The following is a 24,565-nucleotide window of genomic DNA, read 5'->3' on the forward strand; positions in this document are numbered from 1 at the left end:
TAATGTACTAATTAATTGGTCTATCATGTAATCATCTATTATTGAGTATAGTCAGTTAATTATCACTATAATCTTGCTCTACAAATTAAACTATAACATTAATATAATAGCTTACATTCATATAGTAGCGGACATTTATCCATTTGACTAGAGCATGTCCGCAGTTCAAAAATGCAGATAAAACAAGATGAACTGTAGCTATACAAGAAACAGCGAAATCATGTCAGCATTGACAATACTCCACAAAAAAGCTTCGATTCATTGAACCGAAGGCTTTATGACTTATGATATATTAAGCGACATTAAACGCTTAACTGTTCAAACTTAAACCTTGCTAGTAAGCTCAGGCAATGCTGTAAATAAATCAGCTTCTAAGAAATAATCAGCAACGCTAGCAATAGGTGCTTCTGGGTCATTGTTGATAGCAACAATAACTTTAGAATCTTTCATACCCGCTAAATGCTGAATCGCGCCTGAAATGCCCGCTGCGATATATAAGTCTGGTGCAACGATTTTACCCGTTTGACCGACCTGCATATCGTTTGGTACATATCCTGCATCAACAGCGGCACGTGATGCGCCAACGGCAGCGCCAAGTTTATCAGCCAATGGTTCGATATATTTGGTGAAGTTTTCACCATTTGCCAATGCACGACCACCAGAAACCACAATGCCTGCTGAAGTCAATTCAGGACGGTCAGATTTCGCCATCTCTTCATTAACGAAGCTTGCTTTGCCAGTTTCTTGCACGTTGTCGATTGTCTCAACAGTAGCTGAACCACCTTCGCTTGCTACTGGGTCAAAAGCCGTGGTACGTACTGTCATGACGACTTTATCTTCTGTGGTCTTAACAGTTGCTGTGGCGTTACCAGCATAGATAGGACGCTCAAACGTTTGCGCATCTACGACGGCTGAGATTTCTGATAGCATGCTTACGTCAAGTAAAGCGGCAACGCGTGGCATAAAGTTCTTACCAGTGGTAGTAGCAGGTGCAAGGATATGGCTGTAATCACCAGCGATATCAGCAACCAATAGCGCGACGTTACCCGCTAATTGATGCTCATAGGCAGCGTTGTCTGCTAATAATACTTTAGTCACGCCTTCTGCTTTAGCTGCTTGGTCAGCGACAGCTTGAGCACCACTACCTGCAACCAACACATGGATATCATCACCCATTTGCTTAGCAGCAGCGATGGTATTCAAAGTTGCCTTTTTTAGACTGGCATTGTCATGTTCTGCATATACCAAAATTGCCATGATTTTAATCCTTTTTTGTTCGTATCATCTATTCATGCGGTTGTTTGTGTACAAAGCTGTTTGAACAACTATTATTTTATATAAAATAAATCAGCCAGATCTATAGCCTTGTACAGGATATGCCGTAGCGAAGTATCCAATCATTGAAACATTAAATGACTTTTGCTTCGTTTCTTAGCTTATCGACCAACTCATCCACTGAACCACTTTGATGCCAGCTTTGCGTTCAGCAGGTGGCACAACTTTAATGATCTCTTGCTTAGAGGCCATATCAATACCAAAATCAGCAGGCGTTTTTTCGTCAAGTGGCTTTTTCTTCGCTTTCATGATGTTAGGCAACTTAGCATAACGAGGCTCATTCAAACGCAAATCAGTGGTAATAACCGCTGGTAGCTCAAGTGCTAGCGTCTGTAAACCACCGTCGATTTCACGAGTCACGTTTACTTTATCGCCTTCTACTTTCACTTCTGATGCAAACGTACCCTGACCGATACCCATCAATGCCGCTAGCATCTGACCAGTCTGGTTGTTATCATCATCAATGGCTTGCTTACCCAATAAGATAATATCAGTGCCTTCACTCTCGGCGATATTTTTGAGGATCTTAGCAATTTGTAATGGATACGGCTTGTCATCAGTCAACACTAAAACACCACGATCAGCGCCCAATGCTAACGCTGCACGAATTTGCTCTTGTGATTCTTTTGGACCGATTGAAGCAACAATGATTTCATCAATCACACCCGCTTCTTTTAGACGAACCGCTTCTTCTACTGCAATCTCATCAAAAGGGTTGATTGACATCTTAGTGTTTGATAAATCAACGCCAGAGTTGTCAGCTTTTACACGAACTTTTACGTTGTAATCAATGACACGCTTGACCGCTACTAATGCTTTCATACGTTCCTCGTTTATTAATGTTATGAATTAAAAATTGTCAGTTAAGAACCAAAGGTTCATTTTTTTAAACTGTCGTTCAAAATACTACTTAGGGTTATTACTGCGTCAACAGATAGTAGTTAATTAAGCGAGAAGAAACAATACCGAAAATGGTATTAGTATCACACTACTCATTGATAAAATCTGCTAAAGCTAAGCCAACCGTTATTATCAGACCCCTGTATCTTGCGTGACCACAGGCATAAGGTCAAGACAACGCCGTGAATAATGCGTCATAAATTTGTCACCATTTTATAATAAATAGTTTATAAGTGCACAATTTTACAGTCTTCTTTAACCTACATTCTCAATGTTTCACCTGTTTTCAGCACTGTCAACACGATAGTTACTTAATGGATTGTTGTGATCTATCTCGTTGGCATCAATCGAGAACAACAATCAAAAACTCAAAATCTACGATTTGCTGTTTTTACTAGAACCAATCAGCAACTCACTGTCGCGTATATCATCGAATAATGACCAGTCAGGCGTGACTGCATTATTTTTGATGACACTCATTTCCCCTGTGGTTTCCATAATGACAGCAAATACTTCGGTTTTAGACTTGATCCCATTCTTGCGTAAAACCTGTTGAACATCACTGGTACTAAGATTGACCTCTTTTAAATTTCCACTAAAATACTCGCCATGAGCCATTAATATAATGGCTCGATTGTCTATCAGAGATTTTAACGGTTTGAATTTACGCCTGATAAATGAGATAACCCCTTGAATCACAAATAATACCGCGACAGCAAACAGCCCTTGCATTAATGACGGTGTGTCTGATAGCACCGTTGAAGCGAGTATACTGCCAATACCGACAGTCATCGCAAAATCATGGCTTGAGAGCTTGGAGAAACTTCGCAACCCCATCAATCTTGTAAATAACATTAACCCTAAATAAAAACCGATTGCAGATAGAGAAATACCCAGCACTTGCTGCCAATCGATTGAAAACCATGGCTCCCACTTCATAAAACAACCTTATTTTGTTAGATCTTTTTTGAGTCAGTGCTGATGACTGACAGCTAATATCAGTATGCTTTTGATGATTTTACGTTTATAGCGAGAAAAATGGCATAAAAAAGCAACCTGATAAGAGGTTGCTTTTTTTAGAGTTGAAACAGTATTTTTATTGTTTTAACAAACAAAGGCATCAATGCATATTGATAATCTTAACTGTCATCAAGCTTACCGACTAATCAGCTTACCAGATGTCAAATGAGATTAGATAGCTTCGATTTGCTCGGCTTGTGGGCCTTTTTTGCCATCACCTAAGATGAAAGACACTTTTTGGCCTTCGGCTAGAGTTTTGAAACCACCACCTTGGATAGCGCTGTAGTGAGCGAATACGTCTTGTCCGCCATTGTCTTGAGCGATAAAACCAAAACCTTTAGCTTCATTAAACCACTTTACAGTGCCTTCAACTTTATCTGACATAAATTTTCCTAACTCTTTAACTGTTGGCGAGACGTATGTCGTCACCGATTAATTGATATATACCCAAACTATTTTCTGCTAAATGCAACAGTCAATACGATCAAAATATCGTTAGATAGCTTGAAATTACGACCTAAAATCTTTTGAGTACAGGCTGATTATAGCAGCTTTTTATAATCGCAACAGGTTAAATTGATGATTTTTGTAAATAACGATAATCCGTTTTGAAAAGTCACAACAGCCAATAAAATACTATCTAATACATTGATAAGAAAGATATTTTATATCATTTACTATCTACCATTCTAACGTAAAGGTGTCATTTAAGTTGATGACAGCATTATCTCAAATAATAAATAGGTGATAAGTCAGCATATGCTTCATTGAGATATCGGTAACCACGGTGAACTTAATACTAACAAACAAAGCGCAAAAAATATCAGCGAAAATGACTGACTATAGGCGATATATTTAGCAGGTATCACCAAGTCTTTAGGAGAATCAGGAATACCTTTACGTTTTAGTAAACGCGTCCCGTATATCCATCCAAAGGTAGTATAGATGCCATAAGCAGCAGGTACCGTAATGGCTAGTGGCGTCAAATCAATCACATATAATATGACAACGGAAATAAAGAACCACAAAGTATCCAAGAGTGAGCTGATTTGAAAAAACTTAGACTTCGGCAATTTGCCATCGGTTTTTTTGAGCATCTCCCCTTCTATCCATATTAAAACAGCTACCACAGCGCTAAGAGTAATATATACGAATTGCGGCGTTAGCCAGTCTGGATAAGATATTTGCACAACACACAACCTATAATCTATAAAAAAGTAAGAACGCGCAACTCAATCGTCTTGATAATTAACCAGCAATTGGTTGCACTAAGAATATTCAAAAAAATCAATGAAGGCTAGATATATGAGGCATCGATTGGTCGTTTTCAACCAACACCAAAGCGATTGTGGTTAAAATTCACTAAAGTAGTGCAAACTAAAAAAGCCCACACTATTAAGTAATAGCATGGGCTCTTAGTTCTATATCAGCGATGAATCTCTTAATAGCTTAATACTGAATTAGTTTTTTTCTTTATCGATGATTTTGTTACCACCGATCCAAGGCATCATGCCACGTAGCTTAGCGCCAGTGATTTCGATTTGATGCTCTGCATTGTTACGACGACGAGCCGTCATTGATGGATAGTTGGTTGCGCCTTCAGAGATAAACATCTTCGCGTACTCACCAGACTGAATGCGTTTTAGGGCATTACGCATGGCTTCACGTGATTGCTCATTGATGACTTCAGGACCAGTTACGTATTCGCCATATTCAGCATTGTTACTGATTGAATAGTTCATATCAGCGATACCGCCTTCATACATGAGGTCTACGATAAGCTTAAGCTCATGCAAGCACTCAAAGTAAGCCATTTCTGGGGCGTAGCCAGCTTCAGTTAGGGTTTCAAAGCCCATTTTAACCAGCTCTACTGCACCGCCGCAAAGTACCGCTTGCTCACCAAATAGGTCAGTTTCAGTTTCATCTTTAAAGGTGGTTTCGATAATACCTGAACGACCACCACCAACGCCAGCAGCATAAGATAGTGCTAACTGTTTGGCTTGACCTGAGGCATCTTGGTAGATAGCGATAAGATCAGGAATACCACCGCCTTTTGCAAACTCTGAACGTACCGTATGACCTGGTGCTTTTGGTGCAACCATAATGACATCAAGATCACCACGTGGAACGACTTGGTTATAATGAATCGCAAAACCATGAGCAAAGGCTAGGGTAGCGCCCTCTTTGATGTTAGGCTCAATCACGTCGTTATAAAGCTCTTTTTGAAACTCATCAGGCGTCAAAATCATGATGACATCAGCGGCTTTTACCGCTTCTTCTACTTCAGCTACTTTCAGACCTGCGTTTTCCGCTTTTTTCCATGAGCCAGAGTTAGCACGTAGACCAACGGTCACATCAACGTCTGAATCTTGTAGGTTAAGCGCGTGTGCATGGCCTTGTGAACCGTAACCAATGATGGCAACTTTTTTGCCTTGGATGATTGATAGATCACAATCTTTATCATAATAAACGTTCATAAACAGAGTCCTTTTCCTAAATCATGGCTTGCCATGGATAAATAAACACTTAAATTATAATCACCTTATCGAAGTGATAGGTGAGATAAGCGCTATGTTAATGTTTGAATAAATAATTTGACCTACAATAGTACAGTAAGCACCCATTATAAACTGAGCGTTTTTTCGCCGCGTGCAATACCAATCACACCCGAACGCACCACTTCCATAATACGTTCACGACCAATCACATCAATAAAGCCATCAAGTTTGGCTTTGTCACCAACGATTTGAATGGTATATAGATTGGCGTTCACATCAACGATTTGTGCACGGAAAATATCAGCACTGCGTTTAATCTCTTCACGTACGCCGCCCGTTGCCCGTACTTTTATGAGCATCAACTCACGTTCGACGTGTACGGTATCTGATAGATTAAGCACTTTAACCACTTCAATCAATTTATGCAATTGCTTGGTGATTTGTTCTATTTTTTCAGGTGACGTAATAGTGGTCAATGTTAAGCGAGAAATACTCGAGTCGTCTGTTGGCGCAACGTTCAAAGTTTCAATGTTGTAGCCACGTTGAGAGAACAAACCGACCACTCGCGACAACGAACCCGCTTCGTTTTCCATCAATACCGAAATCAGATGTTGTTGTTGCATTAGGTACGCTCCCCTTTTGTTAACCACATATCACGCATCGCTTGCCCAGCGATTTGCATTGGATATACATGCTCGTTACGATCGACATAAACGTCAATAAATACCAATCTATCTGTTATTGCCATGCTTCCGCCAATTGCGCTTCCATGGTCGCAGGATCAGTAATCTTGATACCGACGTGACCATAGCTTTCAGCGAGTTTGACAAAGTCTGGTAGTGAATTCATATAAGAATGGGCATGACGACCTTCATACAGCATATCTTGCCATTGCTTCACCATGCCTAATTGGGCGTTATTTAGATTTAAGATTTTAACTGGCAAATTATATTGTAAGCAGGTTGAGAGCTCTTGAATATTCATCTGAATAGAGCCTTCACCCGTGATACAAACCACGTCACGCTCAGGGTTAGCAAGTTTGGCTGCCATCGCATACGGCAAGCCAACCCCCATCGTCCCTAAACCACCTGAGTTTAGCCATTGGCGCGGCTCATTATAGGTATAATAAAGCGCTGCAAACATCTGATGCTGACCGACGTCACTGGTGATAATAGCGTTACTATTCGTCACTTTATCTAAAGCTTGAACGACCGCTTGGGGCTTAATGCCGTTATCAGTACTAGTGTCATAACGCAGGCCATGACGCTTACGCCACTCATTAATCTGTGACCACCAATCCAACAATGCTGGTTGATCTAACTCTTTATCATCACCGATAATCTCTAATATATCGGTCAGGACAGATTTGACATCGCCTACAATCGGAATATGGGCATTAATCGTTTTTGAAATAGAGGTAGGATCAATATCAATATGAATAATCGTCGCATTCGGACAGAATTTTTTGACATTATTAGTGACACGGTCATCAAAACGTGCACCAACGGCCAAGATGACGTCGGCATGATGCATGGTCATATTGGCTTCATAAGTGCCATGCATACCGAGCATACCCAAGAACTGACTATCAGAACCAGGGAACGCACCCAAGCCCATTAAGGTATTGGTTACTGGTAAGTTTAAACGGTGCGCAAGATTAGTAAGCTCTTTATGCGCATTGCCTAAAACAACACCGCCACCAGAGTAAATAATCGGACGCTTTGCAGCAAGCAGCGTTTCAACCGCTTTTTTAATCTGACCACTATGGCCTTTTAATGACGGCTGATACGAACGTATAAACACTTCTTCTGGATAAGCGTAAGCAAACTTTTCACTTGGCGCGGTCATATCTTTTGGTACATCAATCACTACAGGACCTGGGCGTCCAGACTGAGCAATATAAAAGGCTTTTTTGACAATCATTGGGATTTCGCTAGCGTGGCGCACTTGAAAGCTATGCTTCACGATAGGACGTGATACACCGACCATATCTGTTTCTTGGAAGGCATCTTCTCCAATTAGGCTGCTAGGTACCTGACCTGCGATGACCACCATCGGCACAGAATCCATAAACGCTGTTGCGATAGCCGTTACAGTATTAGTAGCACCCGGACCTGACGTTGCTAATACTACACCTGTCTGCCCTGTGACTCGCGAATAAGCATCTGCCATGTGACCGGCTGCTTGCTCATGACGTACTAAAATATGCTCGATATTTTCTTGTTGAAACAAAGCATCATAGATATGAAGAACCGCACCACCTGGATAGCCAAAAATATATTTGACGCCCTCATCAGTCAGTGATTGCACCAACATCTCAGCACCAGATAGCATTATAGGTTGCTCACTACCTTCAGCAAGGCGTTGTTGCTTTTCTTCAAAATTTTTGGCGGCATTCCCCGTTTGGGTATGTCCCGTCATATTCGGACTTTGCGTGGTTTGCGTCACTGTCATCACCTTTTTTTTGTCAAGAATAGGCGTTCATTTATAAGAGAAAACCATGCTATTTACACAAGATGGTTCGTCTTATAGAAATGGCTGCAAATCCTTATCCATATCAAGAATGTGTGCCCACTATCTCTAAGTAACGCTGTTTTATAAGACAGCAGGCTACTCAAACACAGCAATATATGTAGGGTCAGTTTTATGGCAGGAGTCTATCGATGTACAGTGACAAGATGCGCGTGCATCTATAAAAGAAGCTTATTATTGATAAATAGCAAATAGCATTTACAACAGATTGATTTATACAGAGGCATCGATATTCACAATTTAAATCACTCTCACAACCAATACTAATTTGTAAAATGGTTAGATTTTACGACAGGCTTATTAAAAAGATTTAATTGCTGAATATTTTTCCATGTTTAATACAACCGCTAGAGTCACGCTTAGCGCATTTCAAATAATAAGTTTATCTTAGTCATTGTAGACAGATAAGTCCGGAGACAATACATAAAGTCATCGATAACAATCGTTATGATACTATCTTTGCAATATCATTGTCACAAAGAAACGAAAACTGCGTAAGCCACTGATAAGTAACCTATCGTCCTCATTTTCAAGTGCCACGGCAATATCATAAAAGCCGCTCACTGACCAATCAACTGCTATTATATTCGATGGTTTGTGAGCTATTGTCAAGAAAAACTTCTAAAGCCCATCCCTAACTATTAGTTATTAAATAATATACATTCATAAGGATTATTTGTTAGAATCGAAAGCTGGTACATTTTTAGTACCATTCCAACACTTAAATGTTATATTGACACATATATACACATCTGTTTTTTACCCCTTGAGAGGATTGCTACTATGGCATATGCGTCTAAAATAAATACTGCTACCAAACTGCTTATGAGTACTGCGTATGTGCTAATGCTGTCGATGAATGCCAGTCATGCTATTCAAGTTTATAAATCTGTCGGTGCACATGGTGAAGTCAAATACAGCCAACATGCGCCGCAAAATGGTAAAAACATTGAGCTGATTGAATTTCGTAGTGATGGCAGACAAAGCAATGCAGGACAATTGGCTGGCAAAACAGATGCCAATCAAAGTACTAATACTCAAAGCGTAGAAGAACAAAGAGTTGCAGCGCTTGAAGCACGGATTAAAGAACAAGAAGCACAAGCAAATGCACAGCGTTGCCAGTCACTCCGCAATAATTTGACCAACTTGAATGTCGGCGGACGTATTTATGAGATGGATGCAAATGGCAAGCGTCAATATTTAGATGGCCGAGAAATTGAGCTCAAACGTGAACGCGTACAGCAGGCAATTGATCAGTATTGTGGCAGCTCAACTACCTAGGCTTAATGCTAATTATAGACGTTAATCAATAGCTGCATCACATGACGAATGGCTGCTGGCATATCCTGAGCTTGTAGTCCTCGTTGTCCAACCAATAACGTATTATTACTCTGATTGACCAGCGTATCCCCTGCTAATCCATGTATAACAACCGCTTGATGCAAGCTTTGCATTCCTGATGATAAATCTTGTTGTGCTAGCAGACCAGCAATGACACCGGATAACACATCACCCATGCCAGCCGTCGCCATACCCGCATTACCGGCAGCACAAACATAAACGTGGTGCTCATCTAAGCCCTGCTCTAATATCAAAGAACCTGCGCCTTTTAGCACCCATTCACCACCATAAGTTATAGCGCACTGTTTTATCGCTTGTAGTCTATCGCTTTCCACCTCACTGATTCTCTTATTCAGTAATCTAGCAGTTTCGCCACTGTGCGGTGTCAAACAAACTTGATGATTAACGCTATATTCTCGCAGCTGACTGACCAATTCATGATGCTCTAATTGCAATGATGCCAAATGATAAAGTCCATCAGCATCAATCACTATTGCCTTTTTAGCTGTCATCGCAGTTTGTAGATACTTTATAAACAACACTTTTGCTTTTTCATCACGACCAAGCCCCATACCAATCGCAATCACAGTGGCTGACTTGATTAACTCCTGCACTCCGTCCATATCATGCAAATTAATCGTCATTGCATCTGGTAGCGACGTTAATAGGGCGCTATGAAAAGCCTCATGGCAAGCAACTGTAATTTTACCCGCTCCTGCCGCCATCGAGCTCGAAGCAGACAATATCGCAGCGCCGCCCATACCTTGTGAGCCATCGATACGATTACCGCCAATAATCAGTACATGACCATAGCTCCCTTTGTAGCTATTTTGACGGCGAGGACTTAGACCATATGCAGTAGTAATCAGTGTTGCTACTGGCATGAATCTTTTATCGTTTATTGGATAAGGTATCAGCGGTATATCAACTACCTTGCCGCTATGATCCATACCATCTTTGGTATGCAAACCGAATTTCCGTGCAATTAAGCATAGCGTTATATCAGCCTGTATAGCCACATGCTCAAACACTTCGCCAGTCGAAGCCACCAAACCACTTGGAATATCAACCGCAATGGCCAAGGTACTATTTCGTTCAGATAACTTATTAAAAGTGCTAATGGCTGTTTTATAAACACCTGTAGGCGCACGATCCAGTCCAATACCAAACAGTGCATCAATATAAACATCGGCTTGCAGATTACCATCTACTCCTTCTTCTAGCTCACAAGCACTATTTTCAAAGCGTTGATAAGGCAATTGGCCAATAGCGCCTCTTTTAGGGCTTTTTGTGCGTCGGAGAATACAGTTGTGTCATTGGTATCAAAATCATCACTCTCAAAACCCACTGTTAACACTTGTACCTGCCAACCCATTTGCTGTAAATAATAAGCAATGAGCCAACCGTCGCCACCATTATTACCCTTTCCAACCCAAATGCTCACTCGATGCTGACGCATATGACGAAGAGGCACATAAGTAGTGGCTGATGAAGAGATATTTAATTGCTTTTGTTCATATAATTGTTCTATGTGTTGCGCCATTTGCCAGGCTGCTTGTTTCATCAACCCAAAACTATCATGCCCCTCTACAAACCATGCTTGCTCCATCGCATAGAGTTGTTCACTGCTATATAACGGGATAGGTTTTGTACTTTTTATAGGTAATAAATTGGTCTGATTTTTCATAACTAATCCTTGAGTATTTTTTGCTGATTTTTATTTTATTGAGATATGATTACTATCATTTAGCATCAGCTTAGCAAACGCTTACATCAACGTATGTATCAATATGAATGTGAAATTATTTGCTTTTATACTTGCGCTCTTAGCTCACTGGCTTATTATATCGGTATTCACTCTATCGCCTACTGTCACACATGAATAATCTTCCTAAAGTAAACTTGCCTATCTCTTCAACCCAGCAGAAATCAGCTAAGCAAATCTCTACTGAACCTAAGCCTGCGTCCGAAAAAAAGATTAAGGTAAATAATAGCCCAACATTTACCACCACAGCAGATGTCAAACAATGGATTAAAGACCAAGCACAGGCTTTAGGGTTTGCCGACTGCGGTTTTTTATCGGTGCATCACCCTTTATTTGCTAAGCAGATTGTACAATTGCAACAATGGCTCGAAAAAGGCTATGAGGGACAACTGCAATTTATGCATAACAACCATGAACTGCGGGCAAATCCTGACCAACTGGTAGAAGGGGCAAAAACCATCATCAGTGTCCGTATGGATTACCTGACTCAAGCACCAACCCCACGTACGATCACTGACAATGACTACCCCAATCAAGGTATCATTGCTCGTTATGCCAGAGGACGCGACTATCATAAAACGATGCGCAGTCGTTTGAAGCAATTGGCACTAAAGATAGAAGCCATGCTTCCTGAGTGGCAACACCTCAATATAGGCTCAGAGCAAGATTTTATTTTTAGGCCTTTTAGCGACTCTGCTCCTATTTTCGAGCGACCCATTGCCGATGCTGCTGGTCTTGGCTGGACAGGAAAGCATACCTTATTAATCAACAAGCAAGCGGGTTCATTTTTTGTATTGGGTGAGCTATTTATTAGCTTAGAGTTACCTGATGACAAACCCGTCAAAGAGCATTGCGGCAGTTGTAGCGCTTGTATCAATATCTGTCCCACTCAAGCGATTGTCGCGCCCTATAAGCTCAATGCTGCAGCTTGTATCTCCTACCTCACTATCGAGCACGACGGTATTATTGATACAAAATACCGCCGCGCGATTGGTAATCGCATCTTTGGCTGTGACGACTGTCAACTTATCTGTCCTTGGAATCGCTACGCCAATCTTACACCTGTAGAGGATTTCGCACCACGGCATAACCTTGATAGCAGCAGTTTGCTTGAGCTGTGGCAATGGCAAGAAGCTGAATTTATGAAAAAAACTGAAGGCAGCCCGCTTAGACGCACAGGCTATGTGAACTTTTTGCGTAATATCGCGATTGGTCTTGGAAATGCTAATGGTAATGAAGAAACCATTACTCAGTTACAATCAAAGTTGGGCGTACATAACGAAATGCTCGATGTACATATCAATTGGGCCATAGCTGAACAGTACGAGAAGTTAAAAAACCTCTAAATCTTAAGCTTATATTTTTATACGCCAAAAAATGCCTCTTATTATAGTAAGAGGCATTTTTTATTTTATTCACGCATATCTCTGATAGTTCAAAACCATATTATGGCTTATGGCTTAGGAATTCGTAGTACTTGACCAGGATAAATCTTATCAGGCTAGATAGCATCGGCTTGTTGGCTTCAAAGATTTTCATATAATCATCTGCTGAACCATAAACCTCTTTTGCGATCTTAGACAAGCTATCACCAGATTTCACTGTATACATCGTTGACTCAGGCGCATCTTCTTCGATATCAATATTATCGATTACCTTAGCCACGTTTTGTACATTACCAATGGCGATAATCGCTTTTTCGCGGTCTGCTTGTGTTTTAGCTTTACCGCTGATTTCTGCAGTATCTGTTGAGCCGTTATACTTGATTTTCAAATCGCTAATATTCAGATTCTGCTGCTGAATACGACGAAGTAAAATATTGGCAACTGATTGCGCAGAAGGTTCACTACTCTGTACTGGCGTATTAGCGTCTGCTTTTGTTTCTGACTTGGCATCGTGTTTGGCGTCATCACGATTAAAAATTTTATCACCGATATCTTTTGCAAAACTGAACATACCCATTTACATACTCCTTTAAATATTGTTATTTATTATTCATCATTATTTTTTTAATGGCATATACATTCGTATATAACCACACTTTATATATAACTACACTTTGTTACTGCTTACCATTATGAGTATAGACAAAGATAGGTGAGGTAGATAGTAATAGTATGTTGAGTAATGTTGATTTGGCGTAGCTTATGTTAACGTATTGATTAGTCATATAACTACCTGTCGCCATGGCAAATTAAGAACATAAAAAAACCGCCTATCTCTACAGATAGGCGGCTAAAATAACTCGCTAAGCCACTAGCTAATTATAGCTGCGCTTGTACATAATCAATCGCTTTTTGAACAGTCGTTAATTCTGCTGAATCTTCATCAGGAATGGTAATGCCAAAGTCACTTTCAAATGACATAACCAATTCGACTAGGTCTAACGAATCTGCACCTAAGTCTTCCATAAATGATGCATCATTGTTGATATCTTCAACATTCATACCCAATTGCTCAGCTACTGCAGCTTTAACTCTTAGCTCGGTATCATTACTCATGTAGATTTCTCCTTTTTGATCTATTATTTTGGCAAGTCACCATAGGCCTATCATTAGGCTCTACAGCATTGTATATAAAATCATATCTTCAGATATGCACAGCTATCTGAGTACTTTGTAACTTGTTTTATAGCTGGTTATACGTTTTGACTGATGTCTAGTAAAGCCCTGCTATAATACAGGGCTTTGACATAAAAGTATCCGTCATTATAACACCCTTTATTATAGTTTACACTCGTGCACAGAGTTTTTTATTATAACTGTGTAACACTTATTTATCACCTACATATACATACCGCCATTGACAGGAATAACAGCGCCTGTGATATAACTGGCCTCATCGCTGGCTAAGAAATGTACGGCGGCGGCAATGTCTTCTGGCTGTCCAAGGCGACTGATAGGTACAGCGTCTAACATAGAGTTCAATAGGCGCTCATCAAGCTCGTCCGTCATATCCGTTTCGATCAAACCAGGGGCTACGCAATTAATCGTCACTTGTCGTGAGCCAATTTCACGCGCGAGCGTACGGCTGAACCCTTCGACGCCTGCTTTGGTCGCCGCATAGTTAGACTGACCTGCATTACCCATTTGCGCAACGACAGAGGTTATATTGATGATACGACCACGGCGTGCTTTCATCATACCGCGCACAGCACGTTTACTCATACGGTATACCGACGTCAAATTGGTATCGATAACATTTTCCCAGTCGTCATCTTTCATACGCATCAGCAGACCATCTTGGGTGATACCTGCATTATTGACCAAGACTTGTACTGCGCCGTAGACGCTCTCAATCTCTTCAAACAGCTTATCAATTTGTGCGGTATCACGCACGTCTAAAACACGTCCAATACCGCCACTATCGTGGAGATAACCATCAATCAGCTCAGCACCTTTTTCCGTAGTGGCTGTACCAATAACAAAATGTCCTTCTTTGGCGAAACGTTTGGCAACGGCTTTACCAATACCACGGCTAGCACCTGTCACTAGAGTAATCGTACGACTCATGATAACACCTCCATTAATTTATCAAGACGAGCGGGCTTGTCAGTAGGATAGCTCGTAATTGGCTGTGCTTGGCGCTTCGCCAAGTTGCTCAATACATTACCACTGCCGCATTCGATTAAAATATTAATTTGTTTGTCAGCCAGCTCTTGCATGGTTTTTGACCATAATACTGGTTGGCTTAATTGCTCTGTTAATGCCTGCTTGATACCTACCGCACTGCTCTCAACACGCGCATGTCGATTTTGGATAACAGGAATCGTCGCTTGATCAAATTTTATTTCTGCCAGAATCTCAGCCAATGCACTACTGGCTGGCTCCATAAGCGCGCAATGTGATGGTACGCTGACCTTTAGCGGGACAGATTTTTTGCCAGTGTTTTGCACTTTATCAATAACTGCATTCACACCAGCAGCATTACCCGATATCACCACTTGTCCTGGACTATTAAAGTTGGCTGCACCTACAATGGCACCTTCGACATGTTCAGTCGCTTGCTCACACAAGTTTTCTACTCGATTGTCCTCAAGCCCTAACACTGCTGCCATGGCAGTATCGACACCTACAACGGCTTCTTGCATCAATTGACCGCGCTGATGTACCAATTTGACCGCATCAGCAAGCGATATGACTTCAGCCGCACAAAGCGCACTGTACTCACCTAGAGAATGACCCGCTAAATAACAAGGCGCTGTGGTTATCTTTTGTTTTAAGATACGCCAAATGGCGATGCTGGCCGTCAGTAATGCTGGCTGAGTATATTGTGTTTGATTGAGTTTTTCTTCATTTTGACAGATTGCCCATAAGTCTTCACCAAGCGCGGCGCTAGCTTCAGTAAAGGTATCGAGAATCTCTGGATAGATTTCAGCAAGCTCACTAGTCATCCCGACTACTTGCGATCCTTGACCAGGAAAAATTACCGCAATACGTGTCGGCGGCTTTTTTACCATATCGGGTACAGAGGCCATAACCAATATTCCTTATTTAATTGGAAATATCCCTAAAAACAATTGGGGTTTATTATATTATTAGAGGCGATATAAAGCCGTTGCTTTAGTATTTGTCTAAAAAAAACGGATTATCGATAAACTATACACTGACGCACACTATTATCATAGCGGATGCTACTGAAACACGTATAGTAAAAGATACCACTCAAATTAAAATGGTAGAGTATATCGGTTCATTTTCATATTTTCTAAAGGCACATGGTAAAAGGTTGTTCAAATACCTACCATAAAAGCCAATAGCAAAAAGCCAAGTTATCTAGCCACATAATATATGATAGCGAAATAACTTGGCTTTCTTCAGCTCAAAGCATATTACCTAATAACAGCGTTGTAAAAATAATGACAGTCACCAGTACTATCATTATTTTTACAATCAGCTATTGAATAGCCAATAATTTAAGCGTCTTGACTAACTTTAAACAACTGGCGACCACGGTAGAAACCATCTTTAGTCATGTGATGACGACGATGTTTTTCACCAGTGGTAGCATCTACGCTTATCTCAGCGATTTCCATACGATGATGTGAACGGCGCATGTCACGACGAGAACGACTTTTACGACTTTTTTGAACGGCCATGATATAGCTCCTATACTTAAAAGGGGATAAGCTTGAAATTCAGCTTTAATCGACACTGACAGAGGCTATATAATCACAACAACCTAAGTCTTACGCATCATTAGTTAAATAGATTGCCACGTATTAAAGTGTTGATTACGTCTAAAATCTATAGTTAGTCTGCAAGATCAGCATCTATCTGCCAGTAGCAGATTGCTAGAATGCAATAAACGGGACATTATACGCATGTTTAGCGGATTAATAAAGCCCTGCTTCTCACTCTTTGGTAGAAAGCTGATGAAAGGTATCATAAATTTATTAAGTAGTACATTGATATATGACTTGTCTCTTAATAAGATTACAACTTGCCTTTTAGCGAGGCTAAAGCAGCAAAAGGATTTTCGCTTTCTTCCTCTTCTGGAATCTCACCAAATTGCTCTACCGTCATTTCACAGTCGTCATGTTTTGGCGACATTGGTGTCTTCAGTAATATCTCATCTTCTACCAATTTTTTGAATGGCAATAAAAGCTCTGGTGCAGGCTCAGTAATAATTTCATCAAGTAATAAATAGTCTTGTTCATCATTGATTGAACGTGCTTGGCTCTCATCTTCTAGTAGCGCAATATTATAATCATCAGACAAATCGATAGCCACTGGCTGTAGGCAACGTTGACAGGTTAACCAAACTTCACCCGTCAGTGTGAATGCCAAATGTAAAACATTATTGCGGCGATACAGATTGGCATTAAGCGAGATATTTGCTTGTTCATGTTCGGTGGCTAAGGTAGCAGCAAGACGTTTGAAAGCGCTTGGCTCTACCTCTCCTGTCCATTCATAACCAGTATCTGCCCATTTATCCAAAGAAATAGATTCAGGCATACTAGTAGATAAAGGCACTTTTTTATTATCAGCATAACCTGCTGACGGTTTACTTTCTGGAGTGCTTGACATGCGCGACCTCATTCATCAAAACGGTGTATAATATTGCCTGCCATACTAACGGAAAGCATTAAGCGACGCTAGCGCTAGTATGTTAAATTTGTTTGATATGAGCTCTATTTTCATCTCTTTATTTCTCCTATTTATATTCAAAGATAGTTCTTCTTTTTATCTTTTATTTGACCAGTGTTTTACCTATGAATGTGTTTAATAATAAACCTGACTTCCCGAACCTACTTTCTCCACTTGAAGCAAAAATACTATTACAACGTCTCACTACGTTAACCAGTAATGTGAATGCCTCTTCCACTGACTCGTGGAACCTTAAAAACAATCAGTGCTTAGAGGATGTAAAAAATGAATGGCAAAGGTTAGCTACTATCAAAGGCTTAGATGGCACTCCATCATCGCTTAATAAGTACGAGCAAGCGGCTACTGATTGGCTCATCCAATTATTCAATAATTTATTCGCTCATCAAAACGTTACATTGGTTCGTGGACAAGGAGAACCAGAGTACTTTCCGGCACAAAATAACGAACCCGCAAAAATTGAATTTGCTCATGGATTTTTTGCTAGCGCATTGCATGAGCTAAGCCATTGGTGTGTGGCTGGAGAGGCTCGTAGACGTTTGCCTGACTTTGGCTACTGGTACGCACCAGATGGGCGTACCGCCGCTCAGCAGCAAGCATTTGAGCGCGTAGAGATTAAGCCACAAGCGTTAGAGTGTTTATTTACTCTCGCTTGTGAACGATCATTTGAGGTGTCACAAGATAATTTGTTTGCTGACTTTGATACGAGCAATAGTACATTCGCAAATGACTCTACCGACAAGTGCAACAATACATCGCTAAGCCCAATATATTGCCACCTGATGCTAAAACTTTATTACATGCCTTACTCAGTGTCTCTATAGCTGATCTAGAGTAACAGCAGCATATCAGCGTAAAGGTGTAGCATTTTTGCGTTAACGATTGTCTACGCATAGTAACGGCTTGCAATCAAACTTATACTGGCTTTGCGCTATACTAGGAAGGCAGTGATGCTTTTTTAGTAAACTTAGTGAAAGAAGCATGCGCGCTACCAATATTCTACTTAGTCAAAAACCCCACATTTAAAAACCCATAATTATAAAACAAGGAATTGCTATGCAAGTATTTTATATTCATCCAGAAAATCCACAGCCACGTCTGATTGAGCAAGTGGCAGAATTGTTACGTAAGGATCAATTAATCATTTACCCTACCGATACCAGCTATGCTTTTGGTTGTCGCTTAGGGGCAAAGGATGCACTCGATAAGCTCAAACAAATTCGTGAACTTGATGATAAACACCAGTTTACCTTACTGTGCCGTGACCTAAGCGAAATTGCCAACTATGCTGCAGTGGACAATATACAATTTAAACAGCTCAAAGCACTTACTCCTGCGCCCATCACCTTTATCCTCAATGCCACAAAAGACGTACCAAAAAAATTGGCACATGCGAAGAAAAAAACCATCGGTATTCGAGTACCTAGCAACCCCATTGCGCAAGCGCTTTTAGAGGCCATGGATGAACCTATCTTAACCAGTTCATTAATACTGCCTAACCGTGATGACATACTAGATGATCCCTTTGAGATTGAGGATTTATTAGGCAATCAAATCGACGGTTTGATAAATGCAGGTATAAAAACCACTAAGCTCACTACGATTGTTGATATGACTGGTAGCCAGCCTGAAATTATCAGACAAGGTGCCGCGGATGTAGATTCACTACTACGGTAATAGACTCAAGTATCAGACACAAAAAAAGCTCCAATTCAATTGGAGCTTTTTTATATACATCTTTTACTTATTGTAAAATTAGTCGCGATCAACCAATTCTACATATGCCATTGGCGCATTGTCACCATCACGGTAACCACATTTTACGATACGCAAATATCCACCTGGACGGGTCTGGTAACGAGGACCTAACGTGCCAAATAGTTTACCTACCATAGCTTTGCTACGCATACGGCTAAATGCCAAACGACGGTTAGCAACGCTGTCTTCTTTAGCCATAGTGATTAATGGCTCGGCAACGCGACGTAACTCTTTTGCTTTTGGTAAAGTTGTTTTGATCAGTTCATGCTCAAATAATGAGTTAGTCATGTTCTGAAACATTGCCTTACGATGACTGCCGGTACGACCCAGCTTGACTCCACTCTTACGATGGCGCATAGTCAAAAATCCTTAAAGTTTAACGGCTACGATAAGAAAAGCGATCATCAACACGAAGGTCAGCTGGTGGCCAGTTATCTAGGCGCATACCGAGCTCTAAATCTTTAGACGCTAGTACGTCTTTGATTTCCGTTAATGATTTCTTACCAAGATTTGGGGTTTTTAGAAGTTCAGTCTCTGAACGTTGTACCAAATCACCGATATAGTAAATGTTTTCAGCTTTCAAGCAGTTGGCTGAGCGAACCGTTAGTTCAAGATCGTCCACAGGGCGTAATAGCACCGGATCAACCTCTTCTTTCTCTTTCACAGGCTCAGGCGCTTCTTCAGCTTCTAGGTCAACAAAGATAGAAATCTGTTGTTGTAAAATAGTGGCTGCTTTACGAATTGCTTCTTCTGGATCTATAGTGCCATTAGTTTCAAGCTCAATGATAAGACGATCAAGATCAGTACGCTGCTCTACACGAGCGTTCTCAACCTGATAAGCAACACGAAGCACAGGACTAAAACTTGCATCAAGCTTTAAACGTCCGATTGCTTTAGTATCACCATCTTCACGGCGCTGGTTTGCTGGCTCATATCCACGACCCATTACTACACGCAAACGCATCTTAAGATGACCACGATCACTCAATGTACCCAACACCAATTCTGGATTGACGATGTCTACATTATGCGGTAACGCGATGTCTGCAGCAGTAATAGTGCCTGGACCTTGTTTATCCAAGGTCAAAAATACTTCATTTTGGTCATGAAGCGTAATAGCCAAGCCTTTTAGATTCAAAAGCAAGTCAAGTACATCTTCTTGTAGCCCTTCAAGCGTTGAGTATTCATGGTCAACACCATCAATCTCAGCTTCAATGACTGCAGCACCAGGTAATGAAGATAACAAGATGCGACGTAAGGCATTACCAAGGGTATGCCCAAAGCCGCGTTCTAACGGTTCGAGCGTGACTTTCGCAATCGTTTCATTAACCGTATCCACATTAATGGCATTCGGCGTTAGAAACTCAGTTGCATTTAGCATCATGATGTCACCTCGATTTATTAAACTGGTTTAATTAACGTTGATTGCTCAATGCCGTTTTCACGACATCGAGCAGTACGTCATTACTTAGAGTATAGCTCAACGATCAAGCTTTCGTTGATTTCAGCAGGTAGATCAATACGATCAGGCGCTTGTTTAAACGTGCCTTGTAATTTGCTGTGGTCAACATCTAGCCATTCTGGAATACCACGTTGGGTAGCCAGCTCAATTGCGTTTTTAATACGTAATTGCTCGCGAGACTTCTCTTGGATAGCGATGACATCACCATCTTGCAACTGAATTGATGGAATGTTCACACGAACAAACTCATCACGGCCAGCTTTTTTTACCATAACAGTACGATGACTGACTAGCTGACGTGCTTCGGCGCGAGTTGAGCCAAAGCCCATGCGATAAACAACGTTATCTAGACGGCTCTCAAGCATGGCTAACAGGTTTTCACCAGTAGCACCGCGCTTACGAGCAGCTTCTTTATAGTAATTAGCAAACTGACGCTCTAATACACCATAGATACGCTTAACTTTCTGCTTTTCACGCAGCTGTAAAGCATATTCTGAGGTCTTGTTACGGCTTACACCGTGTTGACCTGGTGGACGACCAGCTTTTTTCGTTTTTACGTCGTATGGTTTAACGCCAGACTTAAGACCTAAGTCCGTGCCTTCACGACGTGATAATTTGAGTTTTGGTCCAATATAGCGGGCCATTGTTATGTCTCCTATAAGCTTTTGGGATAAAAAGCTTCGTCTTTAATATTAGACGCGGCGCTTTTTCGGCGCACGGCAACCATTGTGTGGGATTGGGGTTACATCAGAGATGCTGTTAACTTTATAACCCAATGCACCTAGTGCTCTTACCGCAGACTCACGACCCGGTCCTGGTCCTTTGACCAAAACGTCGATATTCTTAACACCATATTCTTGAGCCGCTTTACCAGCGACCTCAGCTGCAACCTGAGCTGCAAATGGTGTAGATTTACGTGAACCACGGAAGCCTTGTCCACCTGAAGTGGCCCAAGCCAGTGCATTACCTTGACGATCGGTAATCGTAACAATGGTGTTATTAAAAGACGCATGGATATGGGCAATGCCCTCCGATACTGAACGACGAGTCACTTTCTTGCGACTACGAGTGTCTTTAGCCATCTTTTAGCTTCCTAAGTTAATTATCTTTTGAGAGGGCGTGTCGGACCCTTACGAGTACGAGCGTTGTTCTTAGTATTCTGACCTCTAACTGGTAGGTTACGACGATGACGGATGCCACGGTAACAACCAAGATCAACTAAACGCTTGATATTCATTGACACTTCACGACGAAGATCACCTTCAGTCATGTAATTTGCAACTTGTGCACGGATAGCATCTAACTGTGTATCATCTAACTGACTAACTTTAGTAGTAGGGGCAATGCCAACTGCTTCTAAGATTTTCTGAGCAGTGGTACGACCTACACCAAAGATGTAAGTTAGTGAAATAACAGCATGCTTATTATCCGGAATGTTTACGCCGGCAATACGAGCCATTGATTTCTCTCCATTAAAGAAAAATAAGCGTTATTTATCAATAAGGCTTTATTTTTCAGATTTGTTGCTGTCAATACTAAAGCTTTTATAATTATTATCGCTGCTTTGACTTGGTTACAAGCCTATTCGTTGACGGTCTTATAAAAGTTTTTGCATAAACTACGGCAAGTGGCGGATGATATCCCATCCGCCGTCATTTTTCAAGTATTAATTGAAATAGTAACAAAAGTCTGAGACTTTATAATACTAAATATTAACCTTGACGTTGCTTGTGGCGAGGTTCTGCTGTACAGATGATATGTACACGGCCTTTACGGCGCACAACTTTACAGCTACCACAAATCTTTTTAACTGATGCTTGAACTTTCATAGCATGCTCCTTTGAGATATCGTACCGCTCATTTAAGGTTGAGTGGGCGATTGAATTAACGTCTGATCATGATATTGATGGGTCATCAAATGCGCTTGGATTTGCGAAATGAAGTCCATTACCACAACCACCATAATCAGTAAAGACGTACCACCGAGTTGAAACGGCACACCAAACGATGACTGGACGACCATTGGCATTAAACAAATAACCGTCATATACATCGCGCCAATAAAGGTCAGTCGGTTTAATACATGATCTAGGTAACGCTGAGTTTGTTGTCCGGGGCGAATACCTGGGATATACGCACCACTACGTTTAAGGTTTTCAGCTACTTCACGTGGCTAAATACCAATGCCGTATAGAAGTAACAGAAGAAAATAATCATCGCGCCAAACAGAACCAAATATAGCGGCTGTCCTGGAGACAACACCAATGCCATATTCTGTAGTATTTTTTGTGTAAGGGTAGGATCAGTTGATTGACCCACCCACTGCCCTAAACTTGCTGGAAACAACAACAACGAGCTGGCAAAAATGGCTGGGATAACCCCTGCCATATTAAGCTTCAGCGGCAAATGTGACTGCTGCTGAGCATATATTTTGCGACCTTGTTGCTGCTTCTGTGCATAGTTCACTGGAACACGGCGCTGAGCACGTTCAATATAAACGATACCAGCAGTAACCGCGATGCCTAGTAGCACAAAAATAAACAGTACAATCAAGTTCATCTGCCCTTGATTGACCTGTTCAATAGACTGCGAAATCATACCTGGCGTACCAGCCACAATACTCGCAAAAATGAGCATTGAAATACCATTACCTACGCCGCGCTCTGTAATCTGCTCACCAAGCCACATCAAGAACATAGCGCCCGCTACCAATGAGGTAACCGCTGGAATATAAAAGGTCAGACCAGAAGATAAGGTAAGATTTTGACTGATTAAGCCAGCACACATTCCTAATGACTGTACTAGGGCTAAAGCAAGTGTCCCTTGACGGGTATACTTGTTCAACTTACGTCGTCCCGCTTCGCCTTCTTTTTTGAGGGCTTCAAGCGATGGCAATACTGCAGACATCATCTGTACAATAATCGATGCTGAAATATACGGCATAATGCCGAGCGCCATAATGGACATACGCTCTAGTGCACCACCTGAGAACATGTTAAACATACTCAAAATGGTGTTTTCGTTGCGCGAAAACAGATCAGCCAAGTTGACCGGATTGATACCCGGTACTGGAATATGTGACCCTAAACGATAAACAACCAATGCGCCGATTAAGAATAATAAACGCGTCCACAATTCATCATACTTGCGTATGAATGCAAATGGATTGAGCGGTATACCAGTCGATGACATTGATTGTTTTGACACGTTACTACTCCTCGATGCTACCACCAGCAGCTTCGATTGCTAGCTTAGCGCCTTTAGTCACTTTGATACCTTTAAAGGTATAAGCCTTAGTGACTTCGCCTGACAACATAATACGGGCACGCTTCATGTCGTGACGGATTAGGTTAGCAGCTTTAAGTGTTTCAAGGCTAACCACATCGCCATCAATTTTATTCAGTTCAGAAAGACGTACTTCAGCCGTCTTCATTGCCATTTTACTGGTAAAACCAAATTTCGGTAGACGACGATATAAAGGCATTTGACCACCTTCAAATCCTGAGCGTATGCTAGAACCTGAACGAGATTTCTGACCTTTTACACCACGACCACCAGTCTTACCAAGACCTGAACCGATACCACGACCACGACGTTGGGCAGTTTTCTTTGCGCCAACACCTGGTGATAATTCATTTAATCTAAGACCCATTACGCTTCCTCCACTTTTACCATGTAGTTAACGCGATTGACCATACCACGTGTTGAAGGTGTATCTTCTACTTCAACAGTATGATTAATACGGCGTAAACCCAATCCTTTCAAGCTCGCTTTGTGGCTCTTTAGGCGATGGGCACCCGATTTAAATTGAGTGACTTTCATTTTTTTCATCGTAACTCACCTAGTC

General features: G+C 41.2%; 24 protein-coding genes and 5 pseudogenes. 4 read left to right on the forward strand and 25 right to left on the reverse strand.

The window, feature by feature from the left end:
• Nucleotides 1–324: 324 nt before the first annotated feature.
• The 8 genes and pseudogenes from TT12_RS09880 to TT12_RS09915 all read right to left on the reverse strand — a co-directional run bounded on the left by TT12_RS09880 (nt 325) and on the right by TT12_RS09915 (nt 8,087).
• Nucleotides 325–1,257, reverse strand: a complete 933-nt coding sequence (locus TT12_RS09880) for an electron transfer flavoprotein subunit alpha/FixB family protein (protein WP_045446673.1) — start codon at nt 1,255–1,257, stop codon at nt 325–327.
• Between the two features lie 151 nt (nt 1,258–1,408).
• Nucleotides 1,409–2,157: pseudogene (locus TT12_RS09885) on the reverse strand (electron transfer flavoprotein subunit beta/FixA family protein).
• A 453-nt stretch (nt 2,158–2,610) separates the two neighbouring features.
• Complete coding sequence (locus tag TT12_RS09890) at nt 2,611–3,174, reverse strand: DUF421 domain-containing protein (RefSeq protein ID WP_045454428.1); 564 nt, start codon at nt 3,172–3,174, stop codon at nt 2,611–2,613.
• A 252-nt stretch (nt 3,175–3,426) separates the two neighbouring features.
• Nucleotides 3,427–3,639, reverse strand: coding sequence for a cold-shock protein (locus TT12_RS09895; protein ID WP_010196799.1), 213 nt, complete (start codon nt 3,637–3,639; stop codon nt 3,427–3,429).
• Nucleotides 3,640–4,019: 380 nt separating this feature from the next.
• On the reverse strand, nt 4,020–4,445 hold the full coding sequence (locus TT12_RS09900; protein ID WP_045454429.1) for a hypothetical protein: 426 nt from the start codon (nt 4,443–4,445) through the stop codon (nt 4,020–4,022).
• Between the two features lie 270 nt (nt 4,446–4,715).
• Nucleotides 4,716–5,732 carry a ketol-acid reductoisomerase gene (ilvC, locus tag TT12_RS09905; RefSeq protein ID WP_045446660.1) on the reverse strand — a complete coding sequence of 339 codons (1,017 nt, stop codon included), beginning with the start codon at nt 5,730–5,732 and terminating at the stop codon, nt 4,716–4,718.
• 146 nt (nt 5,733–5,878) lie between these two features.
• Entirely contained in the window at nt 5,879–6,376 is a 498-nt protein-coding gene (gene ilvN / locus TT12_RS09910) for an acetolactate synthase small subunit (protein ID WP_045454430.1), read from the reverse strand.
• Nucleotides 6,376–8,087 (reverse strand): annotated as a pseudogene (locus TT12_RS09915) (acetolactate synthase 3 large subunit). The gene ilvN and the pseudogene TT12_RS09915 overlap by 1 nt, the downstream one beginning before the upstream one ends.
• 981 nt (nt 8,088–9,068) lie before the next feature.
• On the opposite strand from TT12_RS09915, the gene TT12_RS09920 reads away from it, so the two are divergent.
• Nucleotides 9,069–9,566 carry a DUF4124 domain-containing protein gene (locus TT12_RS09920; protein ID WP_045454433.1) on the forward strand — a complete coding sequence of 166 codons (498 nt, stop codon included), beginning with the start codon at nt 9,069–9,071 and terminating at the stop codon, nt 9,564–9,566.
• An 8-nt stretch (nt 9,567–9,574) separates the two neighbouring features.
• Here the strand turns inward: TT12_RS09920 and TT12_RS17370 are convergent, their stop codons facing one another.
• Complete coding sequence (locus tag TT12_RS17370; RefSeq protein WP_279378872.1) at nt 9,575–10,885, reverse strand: NAD(P)H-hydrate dehydratase; 1,311 nt, start codon at nt 10,883–10,885, stop codon at nt 9,575–9,577.
• Nucleotides 10,846–11,313 carry an NAD(P)H-hydrate epimerase gene (locus tag TT12_RS18495; protein ID WP_045454437.1) on the reverse strand — a complete coding sequence of 156 codons (468 nt, stop codon included), beginning with the start codon at nt 11,311–11,313 and terminating at the stop codon, nt 10,846–10,848. Before TT12_RS18495 ends, TT12_RS17370 begins: the two co-directional genes overlap by 40 nt.
• Nucleotides 11,314–11,504: 191 nt before the next feature.
• Here TT12_RS18495 and queG point away from each other — a divergent pair, with 191 nt between their 5' ends.
• Nucleotides 11,505–12,737: a tRNA epoxyqueuosine(34) reductase QueG gene (gene queG / locus TT12_RS09935; RefSeq protein WP_045454439.1), complete on the forward strand. Its 1,233-nt coding sequence runs from the start codon at nt 11,505–11,507 to the stop codon at nt 12,735–12,737.
• 107 nt (nt 12,738–12,844) lie between these two features.
• Here queG and lysM read toward each other — a convergent pair.
• The 6 genes and pseudogenes from lysM to TT12_RS09965 all read right to left on the reverse strand — a co-directional run bounded on the left by lysM (nt 12,845) and on the right by TT12_RS09965 (nt 17,420).
• Nucleotides 12,845–13,353, reverse strand: a pseudogene (gene lysM / locus TT12_RS09940) (peptidoglycan-binding protein LysM).
• Nucleotides 13,354–13,655: 302 nt separating this feature from the next.
• Complete coding sequence (acpP, locus tag TT12_RS09945; protein ID WP_025652201.1) at nt 13,656–13,892, reverse strand: acyl carrier protein; 237 nt, start codon at nt 13,890–13,892, stop codon at nt 13,656–13,658.
• A gap of 282 nt (nt 13,893–14,174) precedes the next feature.
• Nucleotides 14,175–14,903 (reverse strand): 3-oxoacyl-ACP reductase FabG, encoded by a 729-nt coding sequence (fabG, locus tag TT12_RS09950; RefSeq protein ID WP_045454442.1) that lies wholly within the window; start codon nt 14,901–14,903, stop codon nt 14,175–14,177.
• On the reverse strand, nt 14,900–15,868 hold the full coding sequence (gene fabD / locus TT12_RS09955; protein ID WP_045454445.1) for an ACP S-malonyltransferase: 969 nt from the start codon (nt 15,866–15,868) through the stop codon (nt 14,900–14,902). The genes fabG and fabD overlap by 4 nt, the downstream gene beginning before the upstream one ends.
• 438 nt (nt 15,869–16,306) lie before the next feature.
• Complete coding sequence (gene rpmF, locus TT12_RS09960) at nt 16,307–16,489, reverse strand: 50S ribosomal protein L32 (protein WP_011512869.1); 183 nt, start codon at nt 16,487–16,489, stop codon at nt 16,307–16,309.
• 337 nt (nt 16,490–16,826) lie between these two features.
• A complete protein-coding gene (locus TT12_RS09965; RefSeq protein ID WP_045454449.1) occupies nt 16,827–17,420 on the reverse strand; it encodes a YceD family protein in 594 nt (197 codons plus the stop codon).
• A 185-nt stretch (nt 17,421–17,605) separates the two neighbouring features.
• Here TT12_RS09965 and TT12_RS09970 point away from each other — a divergent pair.
• Together TT12_RS09970 and TT12_RS09975 are read left to right on the forward strand one after the other, a co-directional pair.
• Nucleotides 17,606–18,336 (forward strand): annotated as a pseudogene (locus tag TT12_RS09970) (elongation factor P hydroxylase).
• Nucleotides 18,337–18,554: 218 nt separating this feature from the next.
• The gene (locus TT12_RS09975; RefSeq protein WP_045454453.1) at nt 18,555–19,175 is read left to right on the forward strand and encodes an L-threonylcarbamoyladenylate synthase; all 621 of its coding nucleotides are present in this window, start codon (nt 18,555–18,557) and stop codon (nt 19,173–19,175) included.
• Between the two features lie 78 nt (nt 19,176–19,253).
• On the opposite strand, the gene rplQ is transcribed toward TT12_RS09975, so the two are convergent.
• From rplQ to rpmD, 9 genes and pseudogenes are all read right to left on the reverse strand, one after another.
• Nucleotides 19,254–19,613: a 50S ribosomal protein L17 gene (gene rplQ, locus TT12_RS09980; RefSeq protein ID WP_021813387.1), complete on the reverse strand. Its 360-nt coding sequence runs from the start codon at nt 19,611–19,613 to the stop codon at nt 19,254–19,256.
• A gap of 19 nt (nt 19,614–19,632) precedes the next feature.
• Nucleotides 19,633–20,640 carry a DNA-directed RNA polymerase subunit alpha gene (locus TT12_RS09985; protein WP_045446643.1) on the reverse strand — a complete coding sequence of 336 codons (1,008 nt, stop codon included), beginning with the start codon at nt 20,638–20,640 and terminating at the stop codon, nt 19,633–19,635.
• 80 nt (nt 20,641–20,720) lie between these two features.
• A complete protein-coding gene (rpsD, locus tag TT12_RS09990; protein WP_010196731.1) occupies nt 20,721–21,362 on the reverse strand; it encodes a 30S ribosomal protein S4 in 642 nt (213 codons plus the stop codon).
• A 48-nt stretch (nt 21,363–21,410) separates the two neighbouring features.
• Nucleotides 21,411–21,800, reverse strand: coding sequence for a 30S ribosomal protein S11 (gene rpsK, locus TT12_RS09995; RefSeq protein ID WP_045454458.1), 390 nt, complete (start codon nt 21,798–21,800; stop codon nt 21,411–21,413).
• Nucleotides 21,801–21,820: 20 nt separating this feature from the next.
• Nucleotides 21,821–22,177 carry a 30S ribosomal protein S13 gene (gene rpsM, locus TT12_RS10000; RefSeq protein WP_021813384.1) on the reverse strand — a complete coding sequence of 119 codons (357 nt, stop codon included), beginning with the start codon at nt 22,175–22,177 and terminating at the stop codon, nt 21,821–21,823.
• A 253-nt stretch (nt 22,178–22,430) separates the two neighbouring features.
• Nucleotides 22,431–22,547, reverse strand: a complete 117-nt coding sequence (gene rpmJ, locus TT12_RS10005; protein WP_010196721.1) for a 50S ribosomal protein L36 — start codon at nt 22,545–22,547, stop codon at nt 22,431–22,433.
• A 32-nt stretch (nt 22,548–22,579) separates the two neighbouring features.
• Nucleotides 22,580–23,910, reverse strand: a pseudogene (secY, locus tag TT12_RS10010) (preprotein translocase subunit SecY).
• 19 nt (nt 23,911–23,929) lie between these two features.
• Nucleotides 23,930–24,370 (reverse strand): 50S ribosomal protein L15, encoded by a 441-nt coding sequence (rplO, locus tag TT12_RS10015; RefSeq protein WP_045446637.1) that lies wholly within the window; start codon nt 24,368–24,370, stop codon nt 23,930–23,932.
• Nucleotides 24,370–24,549, reverse strand: coding sequence for a 50S ribosomal protein L30 (gene rpmD / locus TT12_RS10020; protein WP_010196714.1), 180 nt, complete (start codon nt 24,547–24,549; stop codon nt 24,370–24,372). The genes rplO and rpmD overlap by 1 nt, the downstream gene beginning before the upstream one ends.
• Nucleotides 24,550–24,565 lie beyond the last annotated feature (16 nt).

It is taken from the genome of Psychrobacter sp. JCM 18903, from assembly GCF_000586475.1.
In the GTDB taxonomy this organism is placed as follows: Bacteria; Pseudomonadota; Gammaproteobacteria; order Pseudomonadales; family Moraxellaceae; genus Psychrobacter.

Excerpts from the sequence above, each read along its gene's own strand:
- TT12_RS09880 (WP_045446673.1), bottom strand. The coding sequence starts at position 1,257 with ATGGCAATTTTGGTATATGCAGAACATGACAATGCCAGTCTAAAAAAG.
- TT12_RS09890 (WP_045454428.1), bottom strand. The coding sequence starts at position 3,174 with ATGAAGTGGGAGCCATGGTTTTCAATCGATTGGCAGCAAGTGCTGGGT.
- TT12_RS09895 (WP_010196799.1), bottom strand. The coding sequence starts at position 3,639 with ATGTCAGATAAAGTTGAAGGCACTGTAAAGTGGTTTAATGAAGCTAAA.
- ilvC (WP_045446660.1), bottom strand. The coding sequence starts at position 5,732 with ATGAACGTTTATTATGATAAAGATTGTGATCTATCAATCATCCAAGGC.
- ilvN (WP_045454430.1), bottom strand. The coding sequence starts at position 6,376 with ATGCAACAACAACATCTGATTTCGGTATTGATGGAAAACGAAGCGGGT.
- TT12_RS09920 (WP_045454433.1), top strand. The coding sequence starts at position 9,069 with ATGGCATATGCGTCTAAAATAAATACTGCTACCAAACTGCTTATGAGT.
- TT12_RS18495 (WP_045454437.1), bottom strand. The coding sequence starts at position 11,313 with ATGAAAAATCAGACCAATTTATTACCTATAAAAAGTACAAAACCTATC.
- queG (WP_045454439.1), top strand. The coding sequence starts at position 11,505 with ATGAATAATCTTCCTAAAGTAAACTTGCCTATCTCTTCAACCCAGCAG.
- acpP (WP_025652201.1), bottom strand. The coding sequence starts at position 13,892 with ATGAGTAATGATACCGAGCTAAGAGTTAAAGCTGCAGTAGCTGAGCAA.
- fabG (WP_045454442.1), bottom strand. The coding sequence starts at position 14,903 with ATGAGTCGTACGATTACTCTAGTGACAGGTGCTAGCCGTGGTATTGGT.
- fabD (WP_045454445.1), bottom strand. The coding sequence starts at position 15,868 with ATGGCCTCTGTACCCGATATGGTAAAAAAGCCGCCGACACGTATTGCG.
- rpmF (WP_011512869.1), bottom strand. The coding sequence starts at position 16,489 with ATGGCCGTTCAAAAAAGTCGTAAAAGTCGTTCTCGTCGTGACATGCGC.
- TT12_RS09965 (WP_045454449.1), bottom strand. The coding sequence starts at position 17,420 with ATGTCAAGCACTCCAGAAAGTAAACCGTCAGCAGGTTATGCTGATAAT.
- TT12_RS09975 (WP_045454453.1), top strand. The coding sequence starts at position 18,555 with ATGCAAGTATTTTATATTCATCCAGAAAATCCACAGCCACGTCTGATT.
- rplQ (WP_021813387.1), bottom strand. The coding sequence starts at position 19,613 with ATGCGCCATCGTAAGAGTGGAGTCAAGCTGGGTCGTACCGGCAGTCAT.
- TT12_RS09985 (WP_045446643.1), bottom strand. The coding sequence starts at position 20,640 with ATGATGCTAAATGCAACTGAGTTTCTAACGCCGAATGCCATTAATGTG.
- rpsD (WP_010196731.1), bottom strand. The coding sequence starts at position 21,362 with ATGGCCCGCTATATTGGACCAAAACTCAAATTATCACGTCGTGAAGGC.
- rpsK (WP_045454458.1), bottom strand. The coding sequence starts at position 21,800 with ATGGCTAAAGACACTCGTAGTCGCAAGAAAGTGACTCGTCGTTCAGTA.
- rpsM (WP_021813384.1), bottom strand. The coding sequence starts at position 22,177 with ATGGCTCGTATTGCCGGCGTAAACATTCCGGATAATAAGCATGCTGTT.
- rpmJ (WP_010196721.1), bottom strand. The coding sequence starts at position 22,547 with ATGAAAGTTCAAGCATCAGTTAAAAAGATTTGTGGTAGCTGTAAAGTT.
- rplO (WP_045446637.1), bottom strand. The coding sequence starts at position 24,370 with ATGGGTCTTAGATTAAATGAATTATCACCAGGTGTTGGCGCAAAGAAA.
- rpmD (WP_010196714.1), bottom strand. The coding sequence starts at position 24,549 with ATGAAAAAAATGAAAGTCACTCAATTTAAATCGGGTGCCCATCGCCTA.